Origin of the sequence: Paenibacillus sp. 598K, from assembly GCF_003851045.1 — a bacterium.
In the GTDB taxonomy this organism is placed as follows: domain Bacteria; phylum Bacillota; class Bacilli; order Paenibacillales; family Paenibacillaceae; genus Paenibacillus_D.
Map to the genome: position 1 here is coordinate 13,462 of NZ_BFBX01000025.1, position 14,256 is coordinate 27,717.

General features: G+C 59.0%; 13 protein-coding genes. 7 read left to right on the forward strand and 6 right to left on the reverse strand.

Features of this window, described 5'->3' with window-relative positions:
* The first annotated feature begins 77 nt into the window (after positions 1-77).
* The gene (locus tag PA598K_RS09515; protein ID WP_128656763.1) at positions 78-1,058 is read left to right on the forward strand and encodes a BtrH N-terminal domain-containing protein; all 981 of its coding nucleotides are present in this window, start codon (positions 78-80) and stop codon (positions 1,056-1,058) included.
* A 16-nt stretch (positions 1,059-1,074) separates the two neighbouring features.
* Here PA598K_RS09515 and dnaN read toward each other — a convergent pair whose 3' ends face one another.
* Together dnaN and PA598K_RS09525 are read right to left on the reverse strand one after the other, a co-directional pair.
* Positions 1,075-2,211, reverse strand: a complete 1,137-nt coding sequence (dnaN, locus tag PA598K_RS09520; protein ID WP_128656726.1) for a DNA polymerase III subunit beta — start codon at positions 2,209-2,211, stop codon at positions 1,075-1,077.
* A gap of 5 nt (positions 2,212-2,216) precedes the next feature.
* Positions 2,217-2,471: a ribbon-helix-helix protein, CopG family gene (locus PA598K_RS09525; protein ID WP_128656727.1), complete on the reverse strand. Its 255-nt coding sequence runs from the start codon at positions 2,469-2,471 to the stop codon at positions 2,217-2,219.
* 322 nt (positions 2,472-2,793) lie between these two features.
* On the opposite strand from PA598K_RS09525, the gene PA598K_RS09530 reads away from it, so the two are divergent.
* The 6 genes from PA598K_RS09530 to PA598K_RS09555 all read left to right on the forward strand — a co-directional run bounded on the left by PA598K_RS09530 (position 2,794) and on the right by PA598K_RS09555 (position 10,190).
* Positions 2,794-3,783, forward strand: a complete 990-nt coding sequence (locus tag PA598K_RS09530; protein ID WP_128656728.1) for a LacI family DNA-binding transcriptional regulator — start codon at positions 2,794-2,796, stop codon at positions 3,781-3,783.
* A gap of 378 nt (positions 3,784-4,161) precedes the next feature.
* Positions 4,162-5,238, forward strand: a complete 1,077-nt coding sequence (locus PA598K_RS09535; RefSeq protein ID WP_128656729.1) for a glycoside hydrolase family 53 protein — start codon at positions 4,162-4,164, stop codon at positions 5,236-5,238.
* 23 nt (positions 5,239-5,261) lie between these two features.
* On the forward strand, positions 5,262-6,488 hold the full coding sequence (locus tag PA598K_RS09540; RefSeq protein WP_128656730.1) for a sugar ABC transporter substrate-binding protein: 1,227 nt from the start codon (positions 5,262-5,264) through the stop codon (positions 6,486-6,488).
* A gap of 21 nt (positions 6,489-6,509) precedes the next feature.
* A complete protein-coding gene (locus PA598K_RS09545; RefSeq protein ID WP_128656731.1) occupies positions 6,510-7,418 on the forward strand; it encodes a carbohydrate ABC transporter permease in 909 nt (302 codons plus the stop codon).
* Positions 7,419-7,463: 45 nt separating this feature from the next.
* Positions 7,464-8,291 (forward strand): sugar ABC transporter permease, encoded by an 828-nt coding sequence (locus PA598K_RS09550; protein WP_128656732.1) that lies wholly within the window; start codon positions 7,464-7,466, stop codon positions 8,289-8,291.
* Between the two features lie 252 nt (positions 8,292-8,543).
* The gene (locus PA598K_RS09555; RefSeq protein WP_128656733.1) at positions 8,544-10,190 is read left to right on the forward strand and encodes a glycoside hydrolase family 53 protein; all 1,647 of its coding nucleotides are present in this window, start codon (positions 8,544-8,546) and stop codon (positions 10,188-10,190) included.
* Between the two features lie 109 nt (positions 10,191-10,299).
* Here PA598K_RS09555 and PA598K_RS09560 read toward each other — a convergent pair whose 3' ends face one another.
* The 4 genes from PA598K_RS09560 to PA598K_RS09575 form a co-directional block, all read right to left on the reverse strand.
* On the reverse strand, positions 10,300-10,845 hold the full coding sequence (locus PA598K_RS09560) for a 50S ribosomal protein L25 (RefSeq protein ID WP_128656734.1): 546 nt from the start codon (positions 10,843-10,845) through the stop codon (positions 10,300-10,302).
* 235 nt (positions 10,846-11,080) lie between these two features.
* Entirely contained in the window at positions 11,081-11,959 is an 879-nt protein-coding gene (locus tag PA598K_RS09565) for a carbohydrate ABC transporter permease (RefSeq protein WP_221414114.1), read from the reverse strand.
* 32 nt (positions 11,960-11,991) lie between these two features.
* Positions 11,992-12,867: a carbohydrate ABC transporter permease gene (locus PA598K_RS09570; RefSeq protein ID WP_128656735.1), complete on the reverse strand. Its 876-nt coding sequence runs from the start codon at positions 12,865-12,867 to the stop codon at positions 11,992-11,994.
* 102 nt (positions 12,868-12,969) lie between these two features.
* Complete coding sequence (locus PA598K_RS09575; protein ID WP_185601774.1) at positions 12,970-14,247, reverse strand: ABC transporter substrate-binding protein; 1,278 nt, start codon at positions 14,245-14,247, stop codon at positions 12,970-12,972.
* Positions 14,248-14,256: the final 9 nt, after the last annotated feature.

The window sequence follows — 14,256 nt, forward strand, 5'->3', positions numbered from 1 at the left end:
CTTATGGGCTGACAGCGCCGAGGGGATCGCGTAAAGTGAATAGCGTAAGATCAATTCAGGAATGGTGGTGCATGAGGATGCTTCATACCGTGAACCAATTCGTCGCCTACCCGGGCGAGCATTGCGAGACAACCGCGGTCGGCAATCTGCTCCAGCACAACGGTATTCGACTCGCCGAGCCTTTGCTGTTCGGATTGGGGCATGGGCTAGGCTTCATCTACTGGGATGCCAAGAGCATGGAGATCCCCTTCGTCGGGGGAAGGATCAAGGCTGACCTGCTGACAGAGAATCTCGCTGCGCGGCTCGGTCTGACCGTCCATACCCAGGAGACATCGTCTGTCGACAAGGCTTGGCAGCAGGTACAGCGGCATATCGAGCGCGGGGTGCCGGTTGGCCTGAAGCTGGATTGCTACGATCTGGATTACTTCACGAGCAAGGTGCACTTCGCCGGGCATTATGCCGTGCTGTATGGCTACGACGAACAATATGCGTACATGGCGGATACGAGTCAGCAAGGCGGCCTCGTCCAGACGCGTCTGTCTGGTCTGGCCCAGGCGAGAAGCGCCAAGGGTCCGATGAGCTCGCGCAATCGCTCCTTTACGCTGGAGCCCCCGGACGCGCTGCCGCCGCTCGGCCCTGCCATGCGGGCTGCCCTGACGGCTAATGCGCAGGACTACCTGCATCCGAAAATTCGCAATATCGGCTACAAAGGGATCGCCAAGCTGAGCAAAGAGATCCTCGCCTGGCCGGATCGTCTGAGCGATCCGCAGCGTGAACTGTCCCTGATCGCCAGCCTCATGGAACGAGGCGGCACTGGCGGAGCGCTCTTCCGCAATCTGTATCGGGACTTCCTGCGCGCCTGCGCCGAGCAGCTCGGCGAGACGTCCATCGAGCAAGCCTATCGCGCCTTCGTCGAGATCGCGCCGCTCTGGGTGAGCGTCTCCGATGCGATCGATCGCGCCGGCAGGACAGGCGAGCTGCAGGAGCTGGGACAAGCCTCCCGTCTGCTCCTCGAGCTCGCGGACCGAGAGCGGGCAGCGATGACGCTGCTCCTCTGAGAGCGTCAGCCTCGATTCAGCATGCTGAGCTCGCCGCTGCGGTCCTGACCGGAGTGATGAGATAGAGCAAGGAAGCCGGCTGCGGTGCGGGCACGATGACCAGCGGGCGCGAGTGACCCGCGTACCGCAGCCGGACCTGCTCGCTATCGTTGTGACGCAGCAGCTCGAAGAGCAGCTTGCCGTTGAGCGATAAGGCGAAGGCTTCGCCCTCTGTCGCGAGGGTCGGCAGCCGCTGCTCCATATCTCCAACCTCCGCCGTACGAGCTAGCAGCGTCAAGCCCTCGACCGTAGCCGTTAGCCGGATGACGCCGCCATCTCCCAGTACGGATGCGCACTCGATAGCGGACAGCAACCGGCGGGTGTCGACGACGATCTCGCTCGCATAGGAGGACGGGATGACATGATCGAGCGAGGGGAACACTCCCTCGATCAGCGCCGACTCGAGCTGCAAGCCCGGCATGCGGAAGCGAATGCGACTCGGACTGAGCCGCAGCTCTGTCGTGCCTTCGCATGGCAGCATCCGCGACAGCTCTTGCAGATGTCTGGCCGGGACGACCCCCTCCATACGAGCGTATCGCTGCCCCTCCAGGCGCAGCGTCCGGGACGCAAGGCGGATGCCGTCGGAAGCGGCGAGGCGCAGCGCATCTCCCTCGCACACGAGAGAGACGCCTGTCAGCACAGGACGCTGCTCCGATGTGGACGCCGCCGTCGCCACCTCGCCGATCGCCGACTTCAATCGCAAGTTGTCGATGACGAGGCCCGCATCGGCATAGCCCGCGCCTCCATCGCCCGGGTATTCGCTCGCCTCCATGCCGCATAGCCGGATACGAGCTGTGCCGGAGGACACTGTGACGAGGCCCGGCTCTCGCTGCTCGAGGACGAGGAGATCGCCATCGAGCTTGCGCAGCACCTCATAGCCATACCGCGCCGGGAGCACAACAGCTCCGGTGCGGCGCACGACGACTGTCTGATCGGCTGCCAGCAGCTCGCAAGCGATGGTCAGACTCGTGCTGGAGGCCGTCAGTCGGAGGCCCTCTTGCTGTGCGCAGAGGCGGACGCCCTGCAAGATCGGCAGCGGAGCATTGGCCGACACGGCACGCATCGCCTGCTGCCATGCGCGCAGCAGCAGCTCCCGGCTAACCTCTACCAGCATAGCGCTCACCTGCCCCCGTCTCGATGGTCGCTCACACTTGCCTCCAATAACTGACGAATCGCTTCGGAGCGGGAGACGCCAGCCTCTTGAGACAACGTCTCGATCGTATTCCACAGCGCCTCCGGCAATGTCAGCGACACCTTCCTCGTAATGCCGATTCGCTTGCGCCCTGCGCCTTCGCGCAGCCCGCCCCTGGCGAAGACGAAGCCCAACTGCCCCTCTTTATTGGACACGCCGACCTTGACTTGATCTGAAGACATTGGTCGCTCTCCTTTTTGATTAAAGTAACTAATTTCAATATCCACTAATTTTAGAATAACATGCCCTTCTGCCGATGACAATAGGTGGAATTCCTGCGCCTCGCTTATCGCATTCATAGCTAGCCCGGCCTTTAACGTCCGCCCCGCTCAGCGCCGAGGGAGAAGGCATCACCTTCCTGAATCAGTCCGGCTCTCAGTTTGTCGCCTTGCCAGACATTAGTTCCGGCAGATACATGTCACCGGTATGAGCGGTACAGCCTGGTTGACATCCGCCGAGATCCGAAGTAAAGTATTTACTTAATCCAAAACTCGGAGGTCCACAATGGCTACCGTCAAGAAAATCGCCGAAATGCTCGGTCTCTCCAATGCGACCGTCTCCAGGGTGCTGAACCACGACCCCAAGCTGTCGGTTAGCGAACAGACCCGGACCGCCATCTTAAAGGCTGCCGAGGAGACCGGCTACAAGAAGAAAAAAATTAATCCGAAGATCGACAACATCGCCCTGCTCTACTGGGTCGACGAGGGAGAGCAGCTCGATAATGTGTTCTCCGAATCGATCCGCAGCGAGGTGCTCGAGCAAGCCCGGAGCCGCAACATGGAAGTCGTGCAATACGACAAACAGGGCGGCATCGCCGCCGTCCAGGGAGATATCACGGCGTTTATCGCGATCGGCTGGTTCGACATGGCCGAGATCGAGCATCTCAAGCAGATTACGACCAAGGGCGTATTCATCAATACGAACCCCGACGAAAGCCTGTTCGACAGCGTGCAGGCCAACCAGGAATCGATGGTCAGACAAATCGTCGACTACTATGTGCAGAAAGGCCATACGCGCATCGGCTTCATCGGCGGGCCCGACTACGAGATGACGACCCGCAAGCCGCTGATGGACGTCCGCGAGTGGTCCTTCCGCCAGACAATGGCGTATTACAACTTGCTGGACGAGGATCGCATCTTCATCGCCGACCGCTTTACCGTCAAAGAGGGCTACCGGATTGGCTTGCAGGCGATCGAGCAGCTTGGCAATGCGATGCCGACCGCCTTTTGCGTCGCCAGCGACGCGTTGGCGATTGGCGCGCTCCAAGCCTTCAACGAGCAGAAGTGGGAAATTCCCGAGCAGGTCGCTTTTTTCAGCATTCACGATATCGGCATCGCCCAGTATGTATCGCCGCCACTGACGACGTTCCATATCGACATCTCCATCATCTGCAGCTCCGCCCTCGACTTGCTGCGCGAGCGCGTCCTCCACAACCGGACGACGACGAAGTCGGTCTACATCAACGGCACGCCGGTCTTCCGCAAGAGCTGCTGAGGGCGCTGCCCAAGGAGGCTTGCGTCCCCTATCTGCGCCTCCTGACAGCGAGGGACTTTTATCGGGGCCGTTTTGGCGGCACGGATGAATTTCGCGCACAAACAACCCCGTCCCGAACGTGAGATCATACCATTTTTCCGCCTGACCTTCATCACCAAACAAAGCGCCGTAGCCGTCGTTACTGTAACGCTCGCCACGGCGCTTATTTGCCGTTTTTTGCGTGCGTGAATATCTAGAATGGAAACTTTACTCCTTAGCACGTCACATTCTGGAAAACGCTATCTTTTTCGTTGACAGCTTTTTCGTCCCTGTGCTATTATGTCGTTGAGTAAATAATTTACTTTATTAAATTAAATAATTTATTTAAAGGGTGAGGTAATGACGTTTTTCAAAGGCGTGGACATCTCGATACAACAGGAGATCGAACAATTAGGGGCAAAGTATTATGATCAGGGTAAGGAAGGCGATGCGGTACAGATCCTCGCTAGCTATGGAGTCAATGCGGCACGGCTCCGGCTCTGGCATCATCCATACGACGAGAGTGGGCAGCCGTATGGCGGCGGGACCAACGATCTGGCTGCGACGATCGCGCTTGCCCGGCGAACGGCGCAGCACGGCATGCAGTTCATGCTTGATATGCACTACAGCGACTTCTGGGCGGACCCGACGACACAGGTGAAGCCCAAGGCTTGGCAGGAGCTGACCGGGACTGCGCTCGAGGACGCCGTATACCGACACACCTACGATACGCTGCAGGCGCTCGGCTCGCAGGGTCTGGCGCCGGAGCTGATCCAGATCGGCAACGAGATCACGAACGGCCTGCTCTGGCCGGATGGCAGCACAGACAACCGCGACGCGATGATCCGGCTGCTCGCGGCTGGCGTCCAGGCGGCCAAGGATTGTCAGCCCGAGATCCGCACGATCATCCATCTGGACTGGGGCGGGGACAATGCGCTGTACCGTCGCTGGTTCGACCCGATCGCAGAGGCGGGCCTGGACTACGATATCATCGGAATGTCCTACTATCCCTTCTGGCACGGCACGATGGAGCAGCTCCGGCACAACATGAACGATGTCACCGCGCGCTACGACAAGGACGTCCTGATCGCCGAGACGGCTTTTCCGTTTACGACGGAGCAGATCGCCAGCGAGACGATGATCTTCACCGCGGAGCATGCGGATACGGTGCCTTATACGATCGACCCGCAGGGCCAACTCGACTACATGGTCGAGCTGATGCAGACGATCCAGGCTGTCGAGGGCGGGCGCGGCCTTGGCTTCTTCTACTGGGAGCCAACCTGGGCCAATCTGCGGTCGGCCTGCTGGGCGGCCGAACCAGGCACCCGCTATCTGAACAAAGACAACAATGTCGCCAACGTCTGGGCCAATCTGGCCTTGTTCGACCTGGAGGGCCATGCGCTGCCTGCGCTGCAAGCCATCCGCGAGTTCAAATAATCAACATACGAGGGGGATACGCTATGAACAGAACACTTCGCATCAGTCTTGCATCGACAGCGCTGCTCGCCGTCCTGTCCGGCTGCGGCAACTCATCGACGCCGTCATCTGAAGGCGACAACAAAGGAACCAAGGAAGATAAAACATCCATTACGCTGTGGACCAACTTCCAGGTGGAGGCCGAGCTGCTGCAGCGCTACGCGGACAAATGGTCGCAGGAGACCGGCAACGAGGCCAAGATCGTCCACAATAGCATCGAGGTACAGCAGTTCGTCCAGGCGGCCAACAGCGCAGGCGGACCGGACGGCGTATTCGGGATCCCTAACGATCAACTCGCCAGCTTCGCGACTGCCAATCTCACCGCCGAGGTGCCGGCCGATCTATATCAAGACAGCGATTATGTCGACGCCGCCGTGCAAGCGAGCTACGTCAACGGCAAGCGCTACGGCGTGCCGATCGCCGTCGAGACGATTACGCTGTTTTATAATACGGACAAGGTCGACGCGCCTCCCGCCACCTGGGACGAGCTGCTCGAGAGCGCTCGCGCGAGCGGCGGCATCAAGTTCGATGCGACCAGCATCTACTACGATCTCGGCTTCCTCCGGGCCTTTGACAGCTATATCTTCCAATGGTCGGACAACGCCTATGATGTCGCCGACATCGGGCTGGGCAACGAAGGGGCCGTGCAGGCCTACAGCTACCTCAGGCAGATGGTCGACGATGGCTTCCTGTCCGCCGACATCACCTTCGATATCGCCCGCAGCGCCTTCGAGAATGGCGAGACAGCCTACTATATCGGCGGCCCGTGGGATATCGACGCCTTCTCCTCTGCTGGCGTGAACTTTGCCGTGGCGCCGATGCCGACGCTGAACGACAAGCGCTTCGTCACCCCGGTCGTCACCCAGGTCGGCTTCGTCAGCTCCAAGTCCAAGAATCAGGACGCCGTGTGGGAATTCTACAAATATCTGATCGACGAAGCGGCCGTGGAGTTGTATGAGACGGGCGACCGACTCCCGGCCAAGCTGGCCGTACAGGAGCAGATCGAGACGGATGCGATCGCGGAAAGCTTCATCAACCAGATCGCCGCTGGGGAGCCGTTGCCTTCCGTCGCCGAGCTGGGGCAGCTTTGGACGCTCTACACGGACAACATGCGCCTGCTCTTCGGCGGCTCGATCTCGCCGGAGGAAGCGGCCCAATACATCGAATCGCAGCTGCGGGATGCGATCGAGCTGATGCATTCCGGCTCATAGCGCAGTCAGGAGACAAGGACGATGAACAAAGTAAAATCCAATCTCACCGCGTATAGCTATTTGTCGCCGGCGCTGCTGTCGATCTTCTTCCTGACGCTGCTGCCGGTCGTCTACACGGTGTATATATCCTTCACCAACTACAACCTGTACCACTTGGACGACTACGACTTCGTCGGGCTGAAAAACTATCAAACGCTGCTCGGCGGGGCGATTCAAGAGGTGTTCTTCTCGGTGCTGCTGTGGACGATCGTCTTCGCCGCGCTCAGCACGCTGCTGGCTTATGCGACCGGGATGGGGTTGGCGGTGCTGCTGAACAACCCGCTCATGAAGGAGTCCAAGATCTATCGCTCGATCCTGATCATCCCGTGGGCGCTGCCGGCCACGATCGCCCTGCTGTCCTGGCAGGGGCTGCTCAACGAGCAGTACGGCGGCATCAACCAGGTGCTGATGGCGCTTGGCTTCGCGGAGGGGCTGCCGTGGATGACCGATGCGTTCTGGGCGCGGACGGGGATCATCCTCGTCAATATCTGGCTTGGCTTCCCCTTCATGATGAGCATCTGTCTGGGCAGTCTGCAGTCGATCCCGCCGACCTTGTACGAGGTGGCCAACGTCGAAGGGGCTTCCCGCTGGCACGCGTTCCGGCGCATCACGCTTCCGCTTACCTTGAAGGTGAGTCTGCCCTTGGTGGTCGCCTCCTTCGCGTCCAACTTCAACAACTTCGGCAATATCTACATGATCACCCAGGGCGGCCCGGCCAAGGTCAACTCGCCCTTCGCTGGCAGTACGGATATCTTGGCGAGCATGGTCTACAAGATGACGGTCTGGTCCAACCGTTACGACCTGTCGGCCACGCTCAGCATCGTCATCTTCGCGATCGTCGGTGTCCTCACGCTGGTCAATCTCCGATTGTCCGGCGCGTTTAAGGAATAGTGCCGCCATGACTGAACATAGCACCTGTTACGGGAGGCCCACTGTATGAAAAAAAATCAACGTCTCGGGCTCTGGCTCAGCCGGCTCGTCATCTGGCTCGTCATCCTGTGCACCCTGTTTCCGACCGTCTGGATCCTGATGGCCTCCTTCTCCGCCGGTCAGAGCTTCTTCAGCGCCTCGCTGGTGCCGACGAAGCTGACCGCAAGCAACTATTCGCGCTTGCTGGCGGAGACGGACTTCCTGACCTGGGTCGGCAACTCGCTGAAGATCTGCCTCTGTGTATCGGTCATTCAGCTATTCCTGACGAGCACGGCCGGTTACGCCTTCTCCCGCATGCGCTTCCCCGGCCGCAAGAACGGGCTGCTCGCCCTGCTCGTCCTGCAAGTATTCCCGAGCAGCATGGCTGTCTCGGGCTTCTACATCCTTATCTACCGGTTTGGTCTATCGGATAGCCTGCTGACGCTGGTACTCGTGCTGGCTGGAGGGAGCGCCTTCAACATCTGGCTGCTCAAGGCTTATATCGATACGATCCCCAAGGAGCTCGACGAGGCTGCCTTTGTGTCGGGCGCCAGTCATTGGGTCGTGTTCCTGCGCATCATCCTGCCGCTGGCGCGGCCGCAGCTCGCCGTCATCTTCGTATTTTCCTTCATCGCGGCTTACAGCGAGTACGTGATCACATCGATCTTCCTGAACAACCCGGCCAACCATACGCTGGCGCTCGGACTGCAGACGTTCATCACCAATCAGTTCGCCGCCAACTGGACGCTGTTCGCAGCGGCCGCCGTCCTGGCCTCGCTGCCGATCATGCTGATGTTCCTGTTCATGCAGCGCTACATCCAGAACGGTCTGGCCTCGACCGGTACGCAGGGCTAAAGCAAGAGAGATCTCGGCGCAGACGACGCAGACAGCGCTGATGAATTAGACGGCGCTGTCTGGCGCGCCGCGCGCCGTCTGCGCGAGAGGAGGTGAGGCGGTCGGCTTTACAGGCTGCCCTCAAAAGGAAGCCTACGATCACGAAATCGATCTTCCGACCGACCAGACCATCACATTTCAGCAGATTCGATTCCGTGCCTCTACGGCATTTTGAGGCCAACCTGCCATATGAAACATGGGAGGGACTAAGCGATGGTAAGGAATTGGGTGCGAAGGACGGGCATCGCCGCGCTCGCAGCGGTCGTGCTGCTGGGCGGGCAAGCCGTCACGCCGGTGACGGCGGCTAACGAGGCTTCATTTATCCGAGGTGTGGATGTATCGATGTTAAGCATGGTGGAGGATCTGGGCGGCGTCTACTACGACAACGGCGTAGCTGGCGATGCGCTGGAGATCCTGCACGATCATGGCGCGAACTTCGTGCGGCTGAAGCTGTGGGTCGATCCATACGATGCCAACGGCAATCCGTACGGCGGCGGGACCAACGACTATGAGACGACGCTGGCGCTCGCCAAACGCGCCGATGCGCTCGGCATGGGCGTACTGCTCAACTTCCATCTGAGCGACTGGTGGGCGGACCCCGCCAAGCAGATCAAGCCCAAGGCGTGGAGCGGTCTCTCTTATTCCAGCCTGCGGACGACCGTCTTCAATTACATGAAGGACACGCTTAACGACTTCGCGGCGGAGGGCATCATCCCCGAGATGGTACAGGTGGGCAACGAGATTCCGACCGGCATCCTGCATAACGACGGCAAGGTCGGCGGCGGCATCACCGACTTCAGCAATCTGGCGGGGCTTCTCGAAAGCGGTATCAACGGCGTGCGCGCCTCGGCAGCGGCGAACACCGAGATCGTCCTCCATCTCGACCACGGCGGCAGCTATTCGCTCTATCGCTGGTGGTTCGATAATGTGTTCGCTGTGAAGCCGAATCTTGACTTCGACGTCATCGGCCTCTCCTTCTACCCGATGTGGCACGGCACGATGGAGGAGCTGGAGTACAACCTCAACGATATCAGCAAGCGGTACGACAAGGATGTCGCGATCGTCGAGACCGCCTACGCGCACACGCTAGCCGACGGCGACGGCGCAGGCAATGTATTCATCAGCGGCGACGAGAACATCGCCGGCTACCCGGCCACGCCGCAGGGACAGTTCCAATTCATGAACGAGCTGGAGACGATCCTGCTCAATGTCGCCAATGATCGCGGGCGCGGCTTCTTCTACTGGGAGCCGACCTGGACGCCGGTGCCGGGCGCCGTATGGGGGACGGCGGCAGGCGTCGCCTACGCCAACGACTCCGTCACGCCGACCAACACGTGGGACAATCTGACGCTGTTCGACTTTGGCGGCCACGCGCTCCCCTCGATGTCGGTGCTGAACGAGCCGACAGCCAATCGGGTCGTCAACCCCAGCTTTGAGGCCGACGGCTACACCAATACGCCGTCCGGCTGGAATGTGTGGCTCCAGAGCGGCACGCCTGCGACGGCGATCAAGACCGAGAGCAGCTATGTGTTCGACGGCAGCCACAAGCTGACCTTCTGGCATCCGTCCAGCTACAGCGCCTCGATCTATCAGACCTTCAGCGGACTCGAGAATGGCACCTACTCGCTCAGCGTGTGGGCGATGACAAACGGGGATCAGAATGCGCTCCAGCTCTATGCCAAGCACTACGGCGGACCCGAGAAGACGAAGACGATCGAGACGAGCGACGTCAATTGGAACCGCTTCACCATTGACAACATCCAGGTGACAAACGGCTATCTGGAGATCGGCATCTATACCGATGCCAATGCGAATGACTGGGTCAATCTGGATAAAGTTACACTTCGCAAGGTTCAGTAGTACTTTGTATTACCTGGCTTCTATAGCCTCTATAAAGAGATCCTCGCATTAAGAAAGCCTCAAGCGAAGCTACATCGCTTGAGGCCTTTTCTTTTCAAAACTCACTTGATCAATGCTTCAACACCGACAACAGAATCTCGTTGGGCCCGGAGATGACGGTCACCTCGTCCGCGAACGGCACGTCCCGGACGAAGATCGTCTCGCCGATCTCCATCGCGCTAATGTCCACCTCGACCGTAGCCGGCAGATGCTGAGGCAACGCCTCGACCTCCACGTACGGATCCTGGATCTGGACGACGCCGCCATAGCGGGTGCCGTTCGGCGTGCCTGTGAACTTCACCGGCAGCTTGGTGCGGATGATGCCATCGGTCTGGACGAGCTGGAAGTCGACATGCAGCAGCTCGCGGGTGACCGGGTTGCGCTGGAGATCCTCCAGCATGACGGTGAGCGGCTGCTCGCCCTCCAGGTTTAGCTGGATGAAGCCCGAGCCTCCCTGCTTGAGCCACCGCTTGAAGTCGCCGGTCGATATATGAATGTGCCGATTGTCCGCGTGTCTGCCGAAGACGACGCCAGGCAACCGCCCCTCCTGACGCAGGTTTCGCAGGCCCGAAGGGTTCAGCTTGGGGCGCAGTTCCGTATGAATTAATGCTGTCATGTTTTACCTCTCCTTTGTATGAGTGATCTTCGCGCTATTAGCAGCCGTTGAACCTCCCCCGATTGGGGACAAATAGAGAAACATAACATCGCAACCTCCATCCCTTTTATCATCGCGAGACATTAAATGTAAAAACCCGCAAATACAGACGAAGGCACTCCGCTCGCGAAGAGCGGAATGCCTATGGGTTTCATATACCATATCATAATTTGACAGTTCTGTCACGGGATCGATCTTACTTGACCGCACCCTCTGTCAGGCCAGCGACGATATAGCGATGGAAGAAAATATAGAGCACGATCATCGGCAGCGTGATGAGCGCGAGCGCCGAGAAGAGCAGCTTGTAATCGGTCATGTAACGACTGGAGAAAGCCAGCAAGCCGACGGGAATCGTCTTCAGCGCATCGTTCTGGATGTAGAGCATCGCGAGCAGCAGCTCGTTCCACGTATTGAGCGCCGAGAAGATGCCGACAGTCGCCAGCGAGGGCATCAGCAACGGGAAGACGATCCGCTGGAACAGCACCCAGTCGTTGCAGCCGTCCATACGCGCAGCCTCGATAAGATCCTTGGGGATCGAATCGAGATACGCCTTGAGCAGGAAAATCGCCAGCGGCAGGCCGACACCGATATAGGGCAGGATGAGCCCCAGATGTGTATCCTTGAGATTCAACTGCTCGAAAATATAGCTCTGCGCGATAAAAAACGACTGCAGCGGCATGAACAGACCGAATAAAAACAGAAGCAGCATCAGCCCGCTGCCGCGAAAGCGCAGCTTGCTGAAGGCAAACGCGGCCATGCTGGCGAACAGCAGGATGCCGACGAGCGACAGCCCGGTCACGATGACGCTGTTCTTGGCGTAAGTGCTCATATTGCCAACTTCCCAGGCATCGATCCAGTTCTGGAAGTTGATCCGCTCCGGCAGCGCGAAGGGGGTGGTGAAAATATCGATATTTTCCCGGAAGGAGGAGAGCAATAGCCAGATCAACGGGTAGAAGGTTCCAAGCGAGATCAGGATCATCACGATATAATACACAAACCGGGCCTGCTTCCGCTTGCGGGAAGCGGTCGCGTAACTCCGGTTCGACTCTTGCAGCTTTAAGGCAGCACTCGACACCACAGGCACCTCCAGAGAAGTTGATCGTTCATTCAGTATTCCAGCGTGTTGCCCTTACCCTTCAGCTTGCCGGCCACCAGGCCGATCACAGCGATCACGACCGTCAGGATCACCGCCAGCGCCGAGCCATAGCCGATGCTCATATGACTGAATACGACCTTGACGAGGTACGTCGGTACGATCTCCGTCGCATTGTACGGCCCGCCATTGGTCATGACGTAGAACAGGTCGAAGGACTGGAAGCCGGTCAGCACGCAGAGCATGATGGCGGTATCGACGAGGCTGCGGATCATCGGGATCTTGATGCGGAAAAATATCGTCGCTTCATTCGCGCCATCCAGAAAGGCGGACTCATAGATCTCCTTGGAGATGCGCGAGATGCCGGAGTAGAAGATCGTCATGTAAAACCCGGCGTATACCCAACCCGAGACGACGCAGATCGCCAGCAGCGCGGTGTCCGGATTGCCGAGCCACACCTGCGCCCAGCTCTCCAGCCCGACCGACCGCAGCACGGTGTTAATCAAGCCAAAATCCGAGTTGTAGACGAAGCGCCATAGATAGGAGACGACGATCATCGGCAGCATAACGGGCGTGAACAGCGCGATCCGAAACAGGCTGCTGCCCTTGCGCCCCATCGTGATCAAGCCTGCAAGCCCCAGGCCGACCAGCACCTCGACGACAACCGTCACCGCGATATAGATCAGGATATGGGTATACGAGCTCAGATAGATCTTGTCGCCAAAGGCGCGCGTATAATTGTCGATGCCGGTGAAGCTCATCTCGCCGTAGCCGTTCCAGTCAAAGAAGCTGAAGGCAAACGTCATCACGATCGGCACCAGGATCGTAAACGCAAAGATGAGGACAGCAGGGGCGACAAACAGGTACGGCGATAATTTGCGCAAAGACATTTTGTGGCCTCCAGTTGCGTTTTTGGATCAACCTCATAATGCAAAATGGAGGCCGCAGACCTTGCGGAAAGCAGGCTTGGCTGCGGCCTCAGGGAACCAGCGTTATTTTTTGAGCGGCGCGATCGTGTTCTCCAGCTCCTTGAGCGCATCCTCCGGCGACTTGGCGCCGCCGATGACCTGCGATGTCGCCATGTTGAGCGCGTTGGCCACCTCGATGGAATAGCCTGTATCCGGCGGGGACACCAGCTCTGGCGCATCCTGCATCAGATCCGTCAGGCTGACGGAGATCGGATGCGTATTGTCGCGATCCAGTCCGGTCTTGGTGATTGGCACCGCGCCTGCAGCCGACAGCTTGGCCGAGGAAGCATCGGAGCTGTACAGCTTCATGAAGTCGATGGCCTCATCGATGAGCGCCGATTTCGAGTTGACGACCATGCCGTTGAGGACGCCGATGACGCTCTCCTGATTGCCCTTACCGCCGGCGATCGTCGGCGTGTTGAAGTAACCGAGCTCCAGATCCGGCGCTTCAGATGCCGCTTCCGGGACCAGCCAGCTGCCGATCGGGTGCATTGCCGCCTTGCCGGTAAGGAAGAGCATGTCGGATTCATTGTCGGCGATCGCGTTAATATTGTCGTTCAGATAGCCTTTGTCCCACAGCTCCTGGACCAACGCGTACGCCGCGATGAAGTCGTCGTTCAGGAACGGCTGCTCCAGCTGCAACGCATCGCTATACGCCTGCTCGCCGACGACCCGGGAAATAATATGGCCGACCCAGTTGCCCGCCGTCCATAGATCGAGGTTGCCGACCGTAATCGGGGTGATGCCGGCGTTTTTGATCGTCTCCGACACCTCGAGGAATTGCTCCCAGGTGGTCGGCACCGAAAGGTTGAGCGAATCGAAGATTTTCTTGTTATAGAAGATGACATTGGTAACATCGCCTGCGGTCGGTACCATATACGTCTTGCCGTCGACCTTCATGCCGTTGAAGGTACCCTCCTCGAACATGTCGCCGAGCCCGGACTGCTGCAGCTGCTCCGTGATGTCTGCGGCGAAGCCGTCCTTGATGCGGGTCTGCAGCCGCTCCCCCGCCCATTCGAAGTACAGATCCGGCGGCGTCTTGCCGCTCAGCAGATTCGGCAAGCCGATCGTCTGATAGGTGTCGTCGTCCTGATATGTAAACTCGACCTTGACGCCCGGATGCTGGCTTTCGAACTCGTCGCCGATCTCCTCCCATACCTTGATCAGCGCCTCGCCCGGCGAGCCCATCGCGATGCGCAGCACCTTATCCCCATTGCTTGCCGTGCTGTTGTCGCTGCTGCATCCCGCTGCCGCGGTGACGACAACGGTCAGTGATACCAGTCCTGCTAGCCATTTCTTCATCTTCAACAC